General features: G+C 72.5%; 14 protein-coding genes and 1 pseudogene. 13 read left to right on the forward strand and 2 right to left on the reverse strand.

Annotated features, from left to right (window positions below; translation table 11 throughout):
• Nucleotides 1-273: 273 nt before the first annotated feature.
• From ACFP3R_RS05405 to treZ, 11 genes and pseudogenes are all read left to right on the forward strand, one after another.
• Complete coding sequence (locus ACFP3R_RS05405) at nucleotides 274-2,358, forward strand: transglycosylase domain-containing protein (RefSeq protein WP_380633432.1); 2,085 nt, start codon at nucleotides 274-276, stop codon at nucleotides 2,356-2,358.
• A 43-nt stretch (nucleotides 2,359-2,401) separates the two neighbouring features.
• Nucleotides 2,402-2,808, forward strand: a pseudogene (locus tag ACFP3R_RS37865) (transposase family protein); the annotation flags it as partial.
• 595 nt (nucleotides 2,809-3,403) lie between these two features.
• Nucleotides 3,404-4,198 carry a M23 family metallopeptidase gene (locus ACFP3R_RS05410; RefSeq protein ID WP_380633434.1) on the forward strand — a complete coding sequence of 265 codons (795 nt, stop codon included), beginning with the start codon at nucleotides 3,404-3,406 and terminating at the stop codon, nucleotides 4,196-4,198.
• Between the two features lie 197 nt (nucleotides 4,199-4,395).
• Nucleotides 4,396-5,349, forward strand: a complete 954-nt coding sequence (locus tag ACFP3R_RS05415; protein WP_380633436.1) for an LLM class F420-dependent oxidoreductase — start codon at nucleotides 4,396-4,398, stop codon at nucleotides 5,347-5,349.
• A gap of 450 nt (nucleotides 5,350-5,799) precedes the next feature.
• Nucleotides 5,800-6,375 (forward strand): RICIN domain-containing protein, encoded by a 576-nt coding sequence (locus ACFP3R_RS05420; protein WP_380633438.1) that lies wholly within the window; start codon nucleotides 5,800-5,802, stop codon nucleotides 6,373-6,375.
• Nucleotides 6,376-6,526: 151 nt separating this feature from the next.
• On the forward strand, nucleotides 6,527-7,444 hold the full coding sequence (locus ACFP3R_RS05425; protein WP_380633820.1) for a LacI family DNA-binding transcriptional regulator: 918 nt from the start codon (nucleotides 6,527-6,529) through the stop codon (nucleotides 7,442-7,444).
• Nucleotides 7,445-7,551: 107 nt separating this feature from the next.
• Nucleotides 7,552-9,420 carry a 4-alpha-glucanotransferase gene (malQ, locus tag ACFP3R_RS05430; protein ID WP_380633440.1) on the forward strand — a complete coding sequence of 623 codons (1,869 nt, stop codon included), beginning with the start codon at nucleotides 7,552-7,554 and terminating at the stop codon, nucleotides 9,418-9,420.
• Between the two features lie 89 nt (nucleotides 9,421-9,509).
• Nucleotides 9,510-9,866: a hypothetical protein gene (locus ACFP3R_RS05435; RefSeq protein ID WP_380633441.1), complete on the forward strand. Its 357-nt coding sequence runs from the start codon at nucleotides 9,510-9,512 to the stop codon at nucleotides 9,864-9,866.
• Nucleotides 9,867-9,924: 58 nt separating this feature from the next.
• Nucleotides 9,925-12,051: a glycogen debranching protein GlgX gene (glgX, locus tag ACFP3R_RS05440; protein ID WP_380633443.1), complete on the forward strand. Its 2,127-nt coding sequence runs from the start codon at nucleotides 9,925-9,927 to the stop codon at nucleotides 12,049-12,051.
• Nucleotides 12,048-14,219 (forward strand): malto-oligosyltrehalose synthase, encoded by a 2,172-nt coding sequence (gene treY / locus ACFP3R_RS05445; RefSeq protein WP_380633444.1) that lies wholly within the window; start codon nucleotides 12,048-12,050, stop codon nucleotides 14,217-14,219. The genes glgX and treY overlap by 4 nt, the downstream gene beginning before the upstream one ends.
• Nucleotides 14,216-15,952, forward strand: coding sequence for a malto-oligosyltrehalose trehalohydrolase (gene treZ / locus ACFP3R_RS05450; RefSeq protein ID WP_380633445.1), 1,737 nt, complete (start codon nucleotides 14,216-14,218; stop codon nucleotides 15,950-15,952). Before treY ends, treZ begins: the two co-directional genes overlap by 4 nt.
• Here the strand turns inward: treZ and ACFP3R_RS05455 are convergent.
• Together ACFP3R_RS05455 and ACFP3R_RS05460 are read right to left on the reverse strand one after the other, a co-directional pair.
• Complete coding sequence (locus ACFP3R_RS05455; protein WP_380633447.1) at nucleotides 15,921-16,412, reverse strand: ANTAR domain-containing protein; 492 nt, start codon at nucleotides 16,410-16,412, stop codon at nucleotides 15,921-15,923. The genes treZ and ACFP3R_RS05455 overlap by 32 nt on opposite strands.
• Before the next feature lie 208 nt (nucleotides 16,413-16,620).
• Nucleotides 16,621-16,980: a VOC family protein gene (locus tag ACFP3R_RS05460; protein ID WP_380633449.1), complete on the reverse strand. Its 360-nt coding sequence runs from the start codon at nucleotides 16,978-16,980 to the stop codon at nucleotides 16,621-16,623.
• A gap of 74 nt (nucleotides 16,981-17,054) precedes the next feature.
• Between ACFP3R_RS05460 and ACFP3R_RS05465 the strand changes: the two genes are divergently transcribed.
• Both ACFP3R_RS05465 and ACFP3R_RS05470 read left to right on the forward strand, forming a co-directional pair.
• Nucleotides 17,055-17,228, forward strand: a complete 174-nt coding sequence (locus tag ACFP3R_RS05465; RefSeq protein ID WP_380633450.1) for a CsbD family protein — start codon at nucleotides 17,055-17,057, stop codon at nucleotides 17,226-17,228.
• Between the two features lie 156 nt (nucleotides 17,229-17,384).
• Nucleotides 17,385-17,852 carry a uracil-DNA glycosylase family protein gene (locus tag ACFP3R_RS05470; protein ID WP_380633452.1) on the forward strand — a complete coding sequence of 156 codons (468 nt, stop codon included), beginning with the start codon at nucleotides 17,385-17,387 and terminating at the stop codon, nucleotides 17,850-17,852.
• The last annotated feature ends 85 nt before the right edge of the window (nucleotides 17,853-17,937 follow it).

The following is a 17,937-nucleotide window of genomic DNA, read 5'->3' on the forward strand; positions in this document are numbered from 1 at the left end:
CGACGACCGCCCCCGCCCCCCGGCGGGTGAGCTCGATCACCTCGTCCCGCCCGGTGGCCCCGGCCCCTCGGCTCGACGGGGTTTCACCAGGCGCTCCACCGGGCAGGAGTAAGTTCGACAGCTGTCGTCGAGATCGCTCTCGAAATTCCTGCTCGCCGGTGAGCAACCTGCGGCGGTCGTCGTGCGACTTACTCGATGGGGGTTTCCCGCGGGGTCTCGGAAGGGGTTGCTGGTTCAGTGTTCGCCGCTCGCGCGACAGGTCTGGTCAAGTTGGTGGGGTTGTGCCTCATGGCGGGCGTGCTCGCCGCGGCGGTGCTCTTCCCCGTGGTCGGCGGTCTCGGTCTGGCCTCCAACCGCGCCGCGGACACGGTGGACCAGACCTCCGGCGAGCTGACCAAGGCGGAGCTGCCGCTGGTGTCGACCGTGCTGGACATGAACGGCCAGCCGATCGCCTACCTCTACGACCAGTACCGCATCCCGGTGCCCTCGGACCAGATCTCGGACACCATGAAGGCCGCGATCATCGCGATCGAGGACAAGCGGTTCTTCGAGCACAAGGGCGTCGACTGGCAGGGCATCGCCCGCGCCGCCGCCAAGGCGGGCGTGGACGGCGGGGCCTCCCAGGGCGCCTCGACGCTCACCCAGCAGTACGTGAAGAACTACCTGGCGTTCGTGGTCGGCAAGGGCTCGGAGGAGGCGTACGAGAAGGCCACCGAGGTGACGCTGGGCCGCAAGATCAGCGAGGCCCGCATCGCGACCCAGCTCGAGCAGAAGATGAGCAAGGACGAGATCCTCACCGCCTACCTCAACGTCGTCCCCTTCGGCAACCAGACCTACGGCGTCGGCGCGGCGGCCCGCGCCTACTTCGACACCACGCCCGCCGAGCTGACCGTGCCGCAGGCCGCCATGCTCGCCGGCCTGGTCAACGAGCCGAGCCGGCTCAACCCGGGCGCCGACGTGGACGCCGCGATCAAGCGCCGGAACACGGTGATCGACAAGATGCGGGAGAACGGCGCGTTCGGCGCGGACCCGCGGGTCGCCGACGAGAAGGCCGACGAGTACAAGGCCGCCGACATCGGCGTGGTGCCCGACCTGAAGCTGCTGCCCAACGGGTGCGTCGGCGCCGGCGACGGCCCGATCTACGGCTTCTTCTGCCGCTACCTGATCGACTACCTGGAGCGCGCCGGCCTGCCGCTGGAGGAGGTCCTCCGCGGCGGCTACACGATCACCACCACGATGGACCCGGTGGCCACCCGCGCGGCCAAGGACTCCGCCATGGCCCAGGTGCCGAAGACGCAGCCGGGCATCTCCAACGCGATGGCCGTCGTCCAGCCGGGCGCGGACAAGCACCGGGTGCGCGCGCTGGCCGCGAACCGCGACTTCGGCAACAACGCCGAGGCCGGGCAGAGCGCCTACTCGATCCCCGCCGAGGTGACCAAGTTCGGCGCGGGCTCCATCTACAAGGTGTTCACCGCCGCGTCCGCGCTGGAGCGCGGGGTCACCGGCATCGACCGGCAGGTCGACGTCCCCAAGACCTACACCTCGTCGGTCTACAAGGACGGCAACAAGGGCTACACGGTCAAGAACGACGGTGAGTACGGCGGCAAGATGACCCTCACCGACGCGCTGGCCAAGTCGCCGAACACCGCCTTCATCATCCTGGAGGAGAGGGCGGGCCTGAACAACGTCGTCGACATGGCCCACCGGCTGGGCCTGCGGGAGTCGATGCAGGGCGTGAACGAGGAGGGCATCCCGCTCAAGGCCGACGGCTCCAACGGCCCGTCGCAGGGCGACGTCTACAAGCGGGACAACAGCGGCTCGTTCACCCTGGGCGCCGGCCCGACCAGCGTCCTGGAGCTGGCCAACGTCTCGGCCACCATCATGAGCGGCGGCAAGTGGTGCCCGCCGACCCCGGTGGAGAAGATCGTCGACCGCAACGGGCAGCCGGTGCAGCTCGACGAGGTGCCCTGCGAGCAGGCGATCGAGCCCGGCGTGGCCAACGCCCTGGCCACCGGGATGTCCGCGGACACCAAGGGCGGCGGCACGGCGGCGCAGGCGGCGGGCAACGCAGGCTGGACCCGCCCGATGATCGGCAAGACCGGCACCACCGAGCACCACATGTCGGTCGCGTTCATGGGCGCCACCCCGCAGTACGCCGGCGCGGTGATGACCTACGCCGACGGCTCGACCCCGCAGGCGATCTGCCCCGGCAGCCCGCCCTACCTGTGCGGCCGGGTCAACTCGGGCGGTGTCTACGGTGGCCAGGTGGCCGCGCCCACGTGGTTCAACGCGATGAACGTGATCCACCAGGGCAAGCCCGTGGAGCCCCTGCCGCAGGTCGAGCAGCGCTACCGCTAGACGAGTAGTGAGCAAGTCGGGGTGACGTCCGGAGCCGGCGTGCAGGTCCCGTCTCGGCAGGCCACCGAAGTCGACCGACGCGGAACTGGTCACCCTCGCGGTGGCCCAGGCCCTGCTCGGGTTCACCTCGGAGGCCCGCCGGCTGCGGTTCCTGCCTCGCCCGGATGCCCGGCGCGTTCCGCCACCCGCCCGGCCAGTCCGGCTACAACCGCCGCCTCCGCACCGCCTTTCCGCTGGTCAAGCAGGTCATGCGCCCGCCGGCCGCCAGCACCGACCTGTGAACCGGCACCACCTGGATCGTCGACTCCACCCCGGTCGAATGCGGCCCCTCCAGTCCGACCGTGAAGCGCTCGGAGCTGGCCGGCTGGACCAAGTACAGCTTCCGCCGGTCCCACTCGCGCCGGTTTTCGGGGACTACGGCCGCATCTGGTCCGCACCCCGGCCGCCCTGGAGTCGATCCGGGCGGCCGGGCCGGACGGCGCGGCAGGTCGGAGCGCGGTCCGGTCGCGGGCCTGGCCTTTTTCACCGTTGCCACGCCGTCGCGGCCGTAGTCGGTGTGGTGCTCGTCACGCCATTCCGCCGGGTCGTCCACCTTCCGACCTCCCGGGAGGCCGGTGACGGGGCGGTCCGTCACATGATCGGCCTCCCGTTGCGGGGCGTGGACCAGCGGATTTGTCACGGCTCGATACGGAACCTACGAGTGTCTGAACACGCTGAGTGATAATCAGTGTGTTAGCTCACGAAAAACCCGCAGCACTCACCCGAAGGGTTGCCCTTCCTGGCTACGTCGGGTTACTTTTCCGGCCGAACATCACGGTTCGGTCACCGGATGGACACGGCACCGCTCCCCGAAAGCGGGGCCACCTGGATCCCCCGCCAGGCGTCCAGACCGAACTCCCCGATGCAGGAAGGCACAACCTTGGCACGGCATTCGATCGCCAGTGGCCGCCGCGCGTTCAGCGCGTCCCCGAAGGCCACCGGCACGCGCGGTTGTCACCGAGCGGAGTGCGACAAAGCCCCCGTCACGGGACGCGTCGCGGCCGTCGTGGTCGCGGCGGGCACGCTCGTCACCGGTGTCGGCGCGGCCGGCGCCCTCGGCGGCGACAGCCGGATCATCCCGCTGGCCGCCGGCACCGACTTCGCGGCGGCCTTCGCCGCCAACACGACCACCGCCCCCACCTCGCAGACCACCGCGGTCCGCACCGTCCACGCGGTCGAGCCCGGCCTGGAGGCCGCGAAGCTGATGCGGTCGGAGGCGCTCCTCGCCCGGCAGCACGTCGACCAGGCCATCAAGCACGCCTCGGACGGCTACCAGGGTCGCCAAGCGGAGCTGAAGCGCCAGCAGGAGGCGGAGCAGGAGGCGGAGCAGGCCCGCGTCGCCGCCGAGGAGGCCGAGAAGGCGCGCGTCGCCGCCGAGCAGGCTCGCGTCGCAGCGGAGGAGGCGGCGAAGCGCCCCAGGGTGGCCAAGCCCGCCGAGGGCGCCTTCACCTCGGGCTACGGCGCGCGGTGGGGCACGACGCACTACGGCGTCGACATCGCCAACGCCATCGGCACCCCGATCCTGTCCGCCCTGGACGGCGTGGTCGTCGAGGCCGGTCCCGCCTCCGGCTTCGGCCTGTGGGTTCGCGTCCAGCACGGCGACGGCACGATCACCGTCTACGGGCACGTCAACGAGATCCTCGTGTCCCAGGGGCAGCAGGTCCAGGCGGGCCAGCAGATCGCCACCATGGGCAACCGCGGCCAGTCCACCGGTCCCCACCTGCACTTCGAGGTCTGGATCGGCGGCTCGCAGAAGATCGACCCGATCGGCTGGCTGGGCGCGCGCGGCATCTCCCTCTGAACTTCCCGGTCCCGCCCCGTCGCTCCCGCACCCCCATGGGTGAGGAGCGGCGGGGCGGAGTGCTGTGCGGGGTGGGTGAGGGCGTGCGGGCGGGCCACTGTGCAGGGGTGGGTCAGGGGCATACCGACCGGTCGGTACCTGCGGTACGGTGACGGCCGGATGCCCGGACGGGCGCCGGGACGCTCAGGGAGGCGATCGTGAGCCGTTGGGGAATCACCCTGCCGTTGACCGGTGTGCCGGTGCTCGACCACCGCGCGCTGGTGGCGGAGCTGGCCGACCTGGGCTACACCGACGTGTGGTCCGCCGAGACCGCCGGCACGGACGCCTTCACCCCGCTCGCGCTGGCCTCGCAGTGGTCGGACCGGATCCGGCTGGGCACCGCCATCGTCCCCGCCTACACGCGCGGCCCCGCCACCCTCGCCATGTCGGCCGCCACCCTGGCCGAGGTCTCCGGCGGGCGGTTCGTGCTGGGCATCGGCTCGTCCTCGCCGGTGATCGTGCAGCGGTGGAACGGCGTGGAGTTCCGCGAGCCGTTCCGGCGCACGCGCGACACCCTGCGCTTCCTCAAGGCCGCGCTGAGCGGCGAGAAGGTGACCGAGGACTACGAGACGTTCTCGGTGCGCGGGTTCCGGCTGGAGCGGGTGCCCGCCGAGGCGCCGCCGATCATGCTGGCCGCCCTGCGCCCCGGGATGCTCCGGCTGGCCGGGCGGGAGGCCGACGGCGCCATCACCAACTGGCTCGGCGCGGGCGACGTGCCCAGGGTGCGCGAGGAGCTGGGTGACCGGGCGGAGCTGGCCGCCCGCGTGTTCGTCTGCCCGACCGAGGACGCCGACGCCGCCCGCGCCCTGGGTCGGATGCTGATCAGCACCTACCTCACCGTGCCCGCCTACGCGGCCTTCCACGACTGGCTCGGGCGCGGCGAGGCGCTGCGGCCGATGCGCGAGGCGTGGGCGGCGGGCGACCGGCGCGGCGCGGGCGCGCTGATCCCCGACCGGGTCGTGGACGACCTGATCGTGCACGGCAGTCCGGCCGAGTGCCGCCGCAGGGTGGCCGAGTACGCGGCGAACGGGGTGGACACCCCGGTCATCGCCGTCCTGCCCACCGGCGCCGACCAGTTCGACCTGGTGCGCGCCCTCGCCCCGAACGCCTGACCCCGGTTCAGGCGGTGGGCCGGGCCTCAGCCCTCGCTCGCCCGGCCCTCACCCTCCCGGCCTCGGCCCCTGCCCGCCCGCCCCCGCCCCCGTCCGGCCCGAGCCCGGCCCTGACCCCGGTCCCGCCGGCGGGACCGGGGTCGTCGATGCGCGAGCGGAAACTTGGTGCTGCCCCGGGAATCGGGTAACGTCCCTTCCGCTCGGCCGGGTCCGGAATTCCCCCGAAAATCAACCGGAACGCCCTGGTTTCTTCATCCGTCGATTCTGTCGATGTCCTGCCTGTTCCGGCGCGGATATTTTCAGCAACCAGTCTCATGCCTCTGGGCTGCTGAAACATGTTCGACAACTCCTCGCGGGAGAGTTGCGACAACCGGCGGGTCACATTCTTCACCAGCGAAGCGCCAGGGGTGGATCATGCGTGTCAAAAACGGTTCGGTACGGATTTCGGGGATGGTCCTGCTGTCCCTGCTGATGCTCCTGGGTTCTTTCCTCCAGGTACCGGCGGCCACGGCGGCCCAGGCGCTCGGCGTGCCGGCCGACGCACCCCTCACCACCGACCTGCCCGCCCCGGGCGGCCTCGACGGCGTCCAGGCGAGCGCCGGCGGGTGGTACGGCCCGTACACGTTCCGCGCCCTGCACAGCAACAAGTGCCTGGACATGCCCGACGCGGCCACCCACAACGGCGCGGCCGCCGCCCAGCACGAGTGCGTCGCCGGCGCGGTCGCGCAGAAGTGGTACCTCTGGCAGACCGAGGGCGACGGCACGACGGCCCGCTTCATCTTCCGCAGCGCCGCCAGCGGCAAGTGCCTGGAACCGGCCTACTCCGGCGTCGGCGCGCCGGTCGTGCAGTACCCCTGCTACGTCCTGACCAACCAGATCTGGCAGACCGACGGCGAGGTCTACTCCAACGTCTGGTCCTACCTCTGCCTGGACGTGCTCGCCGCGTCGCAGGCCAACCGGGCCTCCGTCATCGCCTCGAACTGCCACGGCGGCGCCAACCAGACCTGGCTGAGGTACGACGCCTGACCCCGGCCCGACGAGCGGCGCCCTCCCACCCCGGGAGGTCGCCGCTCGTGCGCTGACCAGGGGGCGGGACGTCCCGGCCGGTGCGCGCGACCGGACCACCACGCGGTCCTGGCTAGGCTCGTACCAGGCCGGGAGGTGGAAGTTGACGAGCATGTCCGACGTCGCGCGGGCGGCCGGGGTGTCCGCGGCGACGGTGTCGCGGGCGCTGCGCGGTGAGCCCGGGGTCTCGGAGGCGACCCGCCGGTACGTCACCGAGGTCGCCAAGCGGATGCGGTACGCGATCGCCCGCGACGCGTCGAGCCTGGCGGGCGGGCGGCGGTACGCGATCGCGGTGCTGACCGCCGACGTGGGCCGGGGCGAGCTGCTGGCCGGGGCCGAGGGCGCGCTGCGCCAGGCCGGTTACGACGTGCTCCTCTACGTGGTGAAGGAGCCCGAGGCGCGGTCCCGGTTCTTCGAGGAGCTGCCGCTGGCCCGCCGGGTGGACGGCGTGCTCGCGCTGTCGGTCGACCTCGGCGGGGCCGAGGGCGCCGCGCTGGCCGGCCTGGGCGTGCCGGTGGTGGAGGTGCGGGACGACGGCCCGCGCGAGGCGCTGCGGGCGGCCGTCGGGCACCTCGTCGGGCTCGGGCACCGGGACGTCGCGTTCGTGGTGGCCGGGGACGTCGACGAGTCCTGCGACGAGCTGCTGGCCGAGGGCGGGCTCCGGGTGCGCCCCGAGTGGAGCCTGTGGTCCTCGCCGACCGTCGCGGGCGGTGAGCAGGTGGTGGACGCGCTGCTGGACGCCGAGCGGCTGCCGACGGCGGTGATCAGCTCCAGCGGCGAGGTGGCGCTCGGCGTCTTCCTGCGGCTGCGCCGCGACGGGCGGGAGGTGCCCGGCGACGTGTCGATCGTCAGCCTGGAGGGCCTCGACCTGACCCGCGCGGTGGGCATCACCGCGGTCGAGGTCGCCTGGCGGGAGCGCGGCGAGCACGCCGTGGACGCGCTGCTCGCCGGCCTGCGCGGGGAGTCGGCCGACCGCGAGCCGCCGGCCGTCCGGCTGGTCGTGCGGAATTCGTCCGGACCCCGGGTTTGAACCCCCGTCGCGCAGGCCATTAACCCGGGAGAACTTCCTGCGACCATCGGGTGACCAGGCCGGTCCGGCCTGGCTTCGGCCGACCTGAGGAGACGAAGCTGTCCGGCGTGGACGACGAGCTCGCGGCACTGGCCGAGGCCCACGGCGTGGCCACTCACTACGAGGACGCCGACCAACGCCGCGCGGACGTCGACGCCGACGTCGTGGTGGCCGTCCTGGCGCAGCTGGACGTGGACGCCTCCAGCCCCGAGGCGATCCGCCGCGCGCTGGCCGCGCCGAAGCCCCCACCGCGCACGCTCGTGCTGCGCGAGGGCGACGTGCTCGACGAGACCGGCACCGCCCTGCTGGAGGGGGGCGGCGAGGTCGAGCTGCCCGCCGCGCTGCCGCTGGGCTACCACCGACTGGGCGACCGGACGGTCATCGTGGCGCCCCGCCGCCTGGAACCGGTGCCGCGCGCGTGGGGCTGGATGCTCCAGCTCTACGCGATGCGCTCGGCCGAGTCGTGGGGCATGGGCGACTACGGCGACCTCACCACCCTGGCCCGGCGCAGCGCCGAGGAGCTGGGCGCGGGCGTGCTGCTGGTCAACCCGGTGCAGGCGATCAGCCCGACCACGCCGGTGGAGCGGTCGCCCTACTCGCCGTCCAGCCGCCGCTACGCCAACCCCCTCTACCTGCGCGTCACCGACGTCCCGGCGTACCGGCGGGCCGACGGGAAGACCCGCGCGGAGGTCGACGCGCTGCGCCCGCCCGGCGACACCGAGCTGATCGACTACGACGCGGTGTGGCGGGCCAAGGCCAAGGCCCTGGAGCTGCTGTGGCGGCACGAGGAACACGGTGAGCCCGAGGGCGACCTGCTGGAGTTCGCCCGGTTCTGCGCGCTGGCCGAGGAGCACGGCCCCGACTGGCGGGAGTGGCCCGCCGAGCAGCGCGACCCGGCGACCGCCACCCCCTCACACGAACGAGTGATGTTCCACGCTTGGCTCCAGGAATTGTGCGAGCAGCAACTGGATCGGGCCCGACGCGCGGCGCACGATTCGGGTATGCCAGTCGGCGTAGTGCACGACCTCCCCGTCGGGGTGCACCCCGGTGGCGCCGACACGTGGGCCTGGCGCGACGCCTTCGCCCCCGCCGTCACCGTCGGCGCCCCGCCCGACGCGTTCAGCCAGCTCGGCCAGGACTGGAACCTGCCGCCGTGGCGGCCCGACCGGCTCGCCGAGCAGGGCTACGAGCCGTTCCGGGCGGTGGTGCGCAGCGTGCTGCGGCACGCCGACGGCATCCGCGTCGACCACGTCGCCGGCCTGTGGCGGCTGTGGTGGATCCCGCCGGGCGAGGCGCCCAAGCGCGGCACGTACGTGCACTACGACGCGGAAGCGATGCTGGCCGTGCTGACCCTGGAGGCCCACCGCGCGGGCGCCGTCGTGGTCGGCGAGGACCTGGGCACGGTGGAGCCCAAGGTCACCGAGTCGCTGCACGAGCACGGGATGCTCAGCTCGGCGGTGCTGTGGTTCCAGCGCGACTACGACCTGCCCGGCCACCCGCTGATCCCGCCGGAGAAGTGGCGCGGGTCGGCCATGGCGAGCATCTCCACGCACGACCTGCCGACCGTGGCGGGCTTCCTGGCCGCGGAGCACGTTCGGGTAAGAGCCGAGCTGGGTCAGTTTGAGGGACCCCCGGAAGGGGAATACGAGGCAGCCGCGCGCGAGCGGGGGGAGTTGGTCGAGCTGCTCGACCAGGAGGGGGTGCCGGCCGATGACCTGGTTACCGCGTTCCACGCGCTCCTCGCCAAGGCCCGTTCCGCGCTCGTGCTGACCTCGCCCCAGGACGCGCTGGGCGAGATCCGCCAGCCCAACCTGCCCGGCACCACCGATCAGTACCCCAACTGGCGAATTCCCCTGCCCATCGCGCTCGCGGACCTCTTCGAGGACCCGCGCGTGCGCCGGGTGGCGGCCGCGCTCGCCGCCGGGCGCGGCCGGTGAACCGCGACACGAACGCCTCCGCAGGCCGCCCACCTGCGGAGTATGGTCAAGCCCGTCACCCGCGCCATGGTTGGAGGTGGCATTCACCCGTGAACACCGAACTGGTCGCCCGCACCGGGTTGTTGCCCGAGCTGCCCGTACAGACCGCCCCCGTCACGACCGCCCTGCCGAGTCCCGTCGACGCCCTCGAAGCGGCCGTCGACCGGGTCCTCACCGCCGTGCGGCCGTCCAACCTCGCCGATCCCCAGTCCGGCACCCGCTTCGCCGAGGAGTCCCTGCGGGACGCCCTGCGGCGCACCGACGCCGGCTCGAACCCGGCCCTGGAGCAGGCCGTCGCCTGCGCCGAGGCCGCCGCCGAACACCTCCGCTACTCCGAGCTCCAGGAAGCGCGCCTGCTGCTGGTCGCGGCACGCGGACAGCTCGTCAGGTCGCACACCGGCAGGTAGCGACCTGAAGAACGGTATCAAGGGTCGGAACGTCTTGAAGCTCGTCGGAGGAACCCCTGTGCGGCCCTGGCCCGGAACTCCCTACCCGCTCGGCGCGACTTATGACGGCGTCGGCACCAACTTCACCCTCTTCTCGGAGGTCGCGGACTACGTCGAACTCTGCCTCTTCGACGCCGACGGGGCCGAAACGCGCGTGCGGCTGCCCGAGGTGGACGGCTTCGTCCACCACGGCTACATCCTCGGCATCGGTCCCGGCCAGAAGTACGGCTACCGCGTGCACGGTCCCCACGATCCCGGGCGCGGTCTGCGGTGCAACCCCCACAAGCTGCTGATCGACCCGTACGCCAAGGCGATCACCGGCGAGGTCGAGTGGCACGAGTCGCTGTTCGGCTACCCCTTCGGGTCGCCGGAGGAGCGCAACGACCAGGACTCGGCCGGTCACGTGCCGCTGTCGGTCGTGGTCAACCCGTTCTTCGACTGGGCCAACGACCGCCCGCCGAAGACGCCCTACAACGAGACCGTCATCTACGAGGCCCACGTCAAGGGCCTGACCATGCTGCACCCGGAGGTCCCGGAGCGCCTGCGCGGCACCTACGCGGGCCTGGCGCACCCGGCGGTGATCGAACACCTCAAGAGCCTCGGCGTGACCGCGATCGAGCTGATGCCGGTGCACCAGTTCATCAGCGACCACGGCCTGGAGCAGAAGGGCCTGAGGAACTACTGGGGCTACAACACGATCGGGTTCTTCGCGCCGCACGAGGGTTACGCGGCGCTGCCGGAGAACGCCGGTCAGGTCCAGGAGTTCAAGGGCATGGTGCGCGCCCTGCACGAGGCGAACATCGAGGTCATCCTCGACGTGGTCTACAACCACACCGCCGAGGGCAACCACCTGGGCCCGACGCTGTCCATGCGGGGCATCGACAACCAGGCGTACTACCGCCTGGTCGAGGACGACCCCACGTTCTACATGGACTACACCGGCACCGGGAACTCGCTGAACGTGCGCAGCCCGCACACGCTCCAGCTGATCATGGACTCGCTGCGCTACTGGGTGACCGAGATGCGGGTGGACGGGTTCCGCTTCGACCTCGCCGCGACCCTGGCGCGGGAGTTCTACGACGTGGACCGGCTGTCCACGTTCTTCGACCTGGTCCAGCAGGACCCGGTGGTCAGCCAGGTCAAGCTCATCGCGGAGCCCTGGGACGTCGGCCCCGGCGGCTACCAGGTGGGCAACTTCCCGCCGCTGTGGACCGAGTGGAACGGCAAGTACCGGGACACCGTGCGCGACTTCTGGCGCGGCGAGCCGGCCACGCTCGGTGAGTTCGCCTCGCGCATCACCGGTTCGTCGGACCTCTACAAGGACGACGGGCGGCGACCGTACGCCTCGATCAACTTCGTCATCGCCCACGACGGCTTCACCCTCAACGACCTGGTCTCGTACAACGACAAGCACAACGAGGCCAACGGCGAGGACGGCCGCGACGGCGCCGACGACAACCGGTCGTGGAACTGCGGCGTCGAGGGACCCACCGACGACCCGGAGGTCAACGAGCTGCGGGCCCGGCAGCGGCGCAACATGACGGCGACCCTGCTGCTGTCGCAGGGCGTGCCGATGCTGCTGCACGGCGACGAGCTGGCCCGCACCCAGCAGGGCAACAACAACGCCTACTGCCAGGACAACGAGCTGTCGTGGGTCGACTGGTCGCTGCTGGAGAAGAACCGCGACCTGGTCGACTTCACCTCCGCGCTCACCGCGTTCCGCAAGCAGCACCCCGTGCTGCGCCGCCGCCGGTTCTTCCAGGGCAAGCCCATCCGCAAGGGCGACGAGCTGCGCGACATCGCCTGGTTCACCCCCGCGGGCGAGGAGATGCAGGAGCAGAACTGGGGCGACGGCTTCGGCAAGTGCATCGTCGTGTTCCTCAACGGCGAGGGCATCCCGGACCTGGACCAGCGCGGGATGCGGGTGCTCGACGACTCGTTCCTGCTGGCCTTCAACGCCCACCACGAGGACATCGAGGTCACCCTGCCCGAACCCGGCTACGGCCCCCAGTGGACCGTGGTCGTCGACACCGCCACCGGCACCGTGGTCGCGCCCGAACTGGCTGAGGACCCCATCCCCGCCGGGGGCACGCTCACCCTGGCCAGTCGCTCCCTGGTCGTGCTCCAGCGGACAGGTGTGGAATGAGCGTCCCGTCCTCCACCTACCGGATCCAGTTCACCCCCGACTTCACCTTCGCCGACGCGGAGGCGGTGGTCGACTACCTGGACGCGCTGGGCGCCGGCGCCCTGTACGCGTCGCCGCTGCTGGAGGCGGTGCCCGGCTCCACGCACGGCTACGACGTGACCGACCCGACCAGGGCCCGTGACGAGCTGGGCGGCGAGGCGGGCCGGGTCGCGCTGAGCAAGGCGGTGCGGGGCGCCGGCCTCGGGTTCGTGCTGGACGTCGTGCCCAACCACATGGCCGTCGACCACGACGACGCCAACGCCTGGTGGTGGGACGTGCTGCGGCACGGCCGCGAATCGCGGTACGCGCACTACTTCGACGTCGACTGGGACTCCGGCAAGCTCCTGCTGCCCTTCGCCGCCGACGAGGCGTCGGAGGAGGAGCACGAGCACTACCGGCTGGCGTTCTGGCGGCGCGGCAACACCGAGCTGAACTACCGGCGGTTCTTCGACATCACCACGCTGGCCGGCGTGCGGGTCGAGGACCCGGAGGTGTTCGAGGCCACCCACGGCGAGCTGCTGCGGTGGGTGGCCGCGGGCGAGGTCACCGGCCTGCGGGTGGACCACCCGGACGGCCTGGCCGACCCCGGCGGCTACGTGCGGCGGCTCAAGGAGCGCTCGGGCGCGTGGCTCGTCGTGGAGAAGATCCTCGGCGTGGACGAGGCGCTGCCCGCGAGCTGGCCCGCCGAGGGCACCACCGGCTACGACGCGCTGCGCGAGGTGTGCGGGCTGTTCGTCGACCCGGCGGGCGAGGAGGGCGTCACCGCGCTGGCCCGCGAGCTGGGCGTGCCGGTGGACTTCGCCGCCGTCGAGCACGAGAGCCGTGAGCTGGTCGCGGGCACCATCCTGCGCGCCGAGGTGCGCCGGATCGCCGCGCTGCTGCGGCACCCGGACCGGGACGAGGCCGAGCAGGCGGTGGCCGAGGTCATGGTCAACTTCCCGGTCTACCGCTCCTACCTGCCCGAGGGGCTGGAGGCGTGGGAGGCGGCCGTGGCCGGGGCCGCCTCGCCCGCCGCGCGGGCGCTCGACGAGCAGGTCCGCGCCGACCCGGGCGGCGAGCTGGCCACCCGGATCCAGCAGACCTCCGGCATGGTCGTCGCCAAGGGCACCGAGGACACCGCGTTCTACCGCTACACCCGGTTCGTCGCGCTCAACGAGGTGGGCGGCGCGCCCGACCGCTTCGGGGTGCCGCCGGAGGAGTTCCACCGGCGGGCGGCCCTGCGCGAGTCGGGCGCGCCCCACGGCATGACCGCCCTGTCCACGCACGACACCAAGCGGTCCGAGGACGTGCGGGCCAGGCTCGCGGTGTTGGCGGAGATGCCCGACGAGTTCGCCGCGCACGTGCGCCGGTGGACCGCCGAGCACCCGATCGACGAGCCGTCGCTCAACGCCCTGGCCTGGCAGTCGCTGGTCGGCGCGTGGCCGATCACCGCCGACCGGATGCGCGACTACCTGGACAAGGCGGCCAAGGAGTCGAAGGTCCGCACCACCTGGACCGACCACGACGAGGAGTTCGAGGCGGCCGTGGCCGCGTGGCCCGACCGGGTGCTGGACGGACCGGTGGCGGCCGACGTGGCGGCGTTCGTGGACCGGGTCGTGGGCCACGGCTGGTCCAACGCGCTGGGCCAGAAGCTGGTCCAGCTCACCGCGCCCGGCGTGCCCGACGTCTACCAGGGCACCGAGCTGTGGGACCTGTCGCTGGTCGACCCCGACAACCGCCGCCCGGTCGACTACGAGGTGCGGCGCAGGCTGCTGCGGCGGATCGAGGAGGGCTGGCTGCCGGAGGTGGACGACTCGGGGGCGGCCAAGCTGCTCGTGGTGCACCGCGCGCTGCGGCTGCGCCGGGAACGGCCCGAGCTGTTCCGCGGCTACCGGCCGCTGCCCGCCGCCGGACCGGCCGCACCGCACGCAGTCGCGTTCGAGCGGACCGGTGTGGTTGCGGTGGCCACCCGCCTTCCGGTGGGCTTGGCGAACGCGGGCGGGTGGGGCGACACGGTGCTGCCGCTGCCGGCGGGGGAGTGGACCGACGTGCTCACCTCCCGGCCGGTGCCGGGTTCGACGTCGTCCCCGCGCCTGGCCGAACTGCTGGACCGCTACCCGGTGGCGCTGCTGGTGCGAGGAGATCTGTGACTTTCTCGGTGTGGGCCCCGGCGCACGAACGCGTCCGGGTCCGGGTCGACGGGCACGACCACGACATGACGGCCGGTCGGGACGGGTGGTGGCACGCGGACGTGCCCCGGGAGGCGGGCGCGGACTACGCGTTCGTGCTCGACGGGGACGCCCTGCCCGACCCCCGGTCGGCGTGGCAGCCGAACGGCGTGCACGCCGCCTCGCGGGTGTACGACCACTCGGCGTTCCGGTGGACCGACTCGGCCTGGACCGGGCGCGGGCTGCCCGGCGCGGTGATCTACGAGCTGCACATCGGCACGTTCACCCCGTCCGGCGAGTTCGACGGCGCGATCGAGCGACTCGACCACCTGGTGTCGCTCGGCATCACCCACGTCGAGGTGATGCCGGTCAACTCCTTCGACGGAACCGCCGGCTGGGGCTATGACGGTGTGCTGTGGGGCGCGGTGCACGAGCCCTACGGCGGGCCGGACGGGTTCAAGCGGTTCGTCGACGCCTGCCACGCGCGCGGGCTGGCCGTGCTGCTCGACGTGGTCTACAACCACCTCGGCCCCTCCGGCGCGTACCTCGACCGGTTCGGGCCGTACTTCGCGGGCAGCAACGAGTGGGGCCCCGGCCTCAACCTCGACGGCGAGGGCGCGGACGAGGTGCGCCGGTACGTGATCGACAACGCGCTGGGCTGGCTGCGCGACTTCCACGTCGACGGGCTGCGGCTCGACGCCGTGCACGCGCTGGTGGACCGCGGCGCGCTGCACGTGCTGGAGCAGCTGGCCGTGGAGGTGGACGCGCTGTCGGCGGGACTGGGCCGGCCGCTCACCCTGATCGCCGAGTCCGACCTCAACGACGCCCGCCTGGTGACCGCGCGCGAGGCGGGCGGCCACGGCCTGCACGCCCAGTGGGCCGACGACCTGCACCACGCGCTGCACGTGGCGCTCAGCGGCGAGACGTTCGGCTACTACCCGGACTTCGAGGGCCAACTCGGCAAGACCCTGCGCGAGGTGTTCCTCCACGCGGGCACCTGGTCGTCGTTCCGGGGCCGGCGCCACGGCCGCCCGGTCGACCGGAGGCTGCCGGGCTACCGGTTCCTGGCCTACCTCCAGAACCACGACCAGGTCGGCAACCGGGCCACCGGCGACCGGCTGTCGGCGACGGTGTCCCCGCGCCGCCTCGCCGTGGGCGCCGCGATCGTGCTGTGCTCCCCGTACACCCCCATGATCTTCATGGGGGAGGAGTGGGCGGCGAGCACGCCCTGGCAGTTCTTCGCCTCGTTCCCGGACCCCGGGCTCGCCGAGGCGGTGCGCACCGGCCGGCGGCGCGAGTTCGGCCGCCACGGGTGGGACGAGCAGGAGGTGCCCGACCCGATGGACCCGGAGACCGTGCGGCGCTCCGTGCTCCGCTGGGACGAGGTGACCGAGGACGGCCACCGGGAGCTGCTGGAGACCTACCGGGCGCTGATCGCGCTGCGCCGGGAACGGCCCGAGCTGGCGGACCCGCGGCTGGACCGGTTCGCGGTGCGGGAGGAGGGCCCGGTCCTGGTGCTGGAGCGGGGCCCGCTGCGCGTGGTGTGCAACCTCGGGCCGGACGCGGAGGTGCGGCTCGACGTCGAGCCGCTGGACGTGCTGCTCGCCTCCGAGGGCGTGAAGGTCGCCGGGCAGGTCGCGCACCTGCCCGGCGACTCCTTCGCCGTGCTCGGTCCCCCGGTGCTCAGTCCCCCGGCAGCCAGCCCACCTCGGTGAGCTTCTCCGCGAGCAGCTGGCCGGCCAGGGTGACCTGGTCGGCCAGCTGTCTTCGCACCTCCGGTCGCTCGTCCTCGGCCTCCCGGGCCGCGTCGTAGGCCGCGACCAGTCGCCTGGCCGCGTGCACCACGTCGACCCCGGGCCACTCGGACGCGGCGACCCGGCCGTTCGGCTCGGCGGACAGGTGCACGGCGCGCACCGCCTGGCGCGGCCCCAGCTCGGCCGACAGGTCGAGCAGCTTCAGCGCTATCGTGTGCAACTTCACGTTGTGGTGCTGCGACATGCGCACGAGCAGCTGGAACCCCTCTTGCGGCGTGCAGCCCTGCACCGCCGAGATCAGGCCGGTGGCCTGTCCGATCACGGTGCGCGTCTGCACGGCTTTGCGCAGTCCCATCACCTCGGCCTCGAGGCTGGCGATCCGCGCGGTCAGCGAATCGTCACGGCCGTTGTCCCCGACCACGGTCGGGCTCCTCTCGCACGTCGGTACCGGTCAGCCAGGCCAGCTGTGCAAGAGCGCCAAAGGACACGCGGGTGCCCGACCCAGGCAAGCCCACAGCTCTCGCTGACCCTGGTGCCCTTTCGGGCGCGGGTGGCTTGCGGCTGGCTTTTCAACCGCGTAGACGATCACCGTAGTCGAGAGAGGCCGGCCCGGCGAAACTGGACCGCCCTCAGCGTGGCGGGAGGACGCAGAACTCGTTGCCCGCCGGGTCGGTGAGCACCACCCACGGCAACCCCTCGTCGCCGCCCACCCGCCGGGCCCCGAGCCCGACCAGCCGGTCCACCTCGGCGTCCCGGTCCCGGGGCGCCACGAGGTCCAGGTGCAGGCGGTTCTTGGTGGTCTTCGGCTCGTCGACGGGCTGGAGCAGCAGCATCGGCCCGTCACCCGTCAGTTCGGTGCAGGTCACCCCGCGCGGGTCCTGCCACCGGCGGTCGACCCGGTACCCCAAAGCCGGGCACCAAAACTCCGAAAGGGCGCTGACCTGCGCGGAAGTGCGGTCGATCACGAGGGCGAGGATGCGTGAGGTCATGTCCGCCGGTTTCCCCGGACGGGTGGCCGGGTATCCACCTGATGAGACCGCAGCACGAAGGAAGGACTTCGCTCATGGGTGCCGACGAGAAGTTCGACAACAAGGCCGAGGAGCTCAAGGGCCGGGCCAAGGAGGCCGTCGGCGACGCCACCGACAACGAGCAGTTGCAGGCGGAGGGCCGTACCGACCAGGCCAAGGGCTCCCTCAAGCAGGCCGCGGAGAAGGTGAAGGACGCCTTCCGCGGCTAGTCGCACGACGACCAGCGCCGCCCCGTTCGTGCCGGAAGGCGCGGATGTGGCGGCGTTGCGCCGTGCGGCGGACGGGTGCCGGGGGTGTCACCTGTGCGAGGACGCGACCCGGGTGGTCTTCGGCGCCGAGCCCGAGGACGCCTGCCTGCTGGTCGTGTGGGCGAGCAGCCCGGTGACGTCGAGGACCGGCGCGGCGAGCCGTTCGTGGGACCCGCGGGCAAGCCGCTGGACAAGGCCCTGGCGGAGGCGGACCTGGACCGCGAGGGCGTCTACCTGACCAACGCGGTCGAGCACTTCAAGTTCACCTCGGACGCCCGCGGCACGCGGCGCGTCCACAAGTCGCCGGTGCGCGGCGAGGTCACGGCCTGCCTGCCGTGCCTGCACGCCGAACTGGCGCGGGTCGACCCCGACCTGGTCGTCTGCCTGGGAGCCACCGCCGCCAAGGCCGTGCTCGGCAACGACGTCAAGGTCACCGAGCGGCGCGGGAAGCCGGAGGAGCGCGGGGGCCGTGACGTCATCGCCGCGATCCACCCCTCGGCCGTACTGCGCGCCCCCGACCGCGACGAGGCGTACCAGGGCTTCCTGGCGGACCTCCGTGCGGTCCGCCGACACCTGGGAACGTGAAACGGCCCCCTGACCGCTTCCCGCGCCGGAGGGCACGGGCCGAGCTGGACTGGGCTCGGGGTCACGGGGGCCGGGTGGCTGTCTG

Origin of the sequence: Saccharothrix lopnurensis, from assembly GCF_042658445.1 — a bacterium.
In the GTDB taxonomy this organism is placed as follows: domain Bacteria; phylum Actinomycetota; class Actinomycetes; order Mycobacteriales; family Pseudonocardiaceae; genus Actinosynnema; species Actinosynnema lopnurensis.

Coding starts and splice junctions, on each gene's coding strand:
- ACFP3R_RS05460 (WP_380633449.1), bottom strand. CDS start 16,980: ATGACCTCACGCATCCTCGCCCTCGTGATCGACCGCACTTCCGCGCAG.
- ACFP3R_RS05420 (WP_380633438.1), top strand. CDS start 5,800: ATGGTCCTGCTGTCCCTGCTGATGCTCCTGGGTTCTTTCCTCCAGGTA.
- ACFP3R_RS05465 (WP_380633450.1), top strand. CDS start 17,055: ATGGGTGCCGACGAGAAGTTCGACAACAAGGCCGAGGAGCTCAAGGGC.
- treY (WP_380633444.1), top strand. CDS start 12,048: ATGAGCGTCCCGTCCTCCACCTACCGGATCCAGTTCACCCCCGACTTC.
- ACFP3R_RS05425 (WP_380633820.1), top strand. CDS start 6,527: ATGTCCGACGTCGCGCGGGCGGCCGGGGTGTCCGCGGCGACGGTGTCG.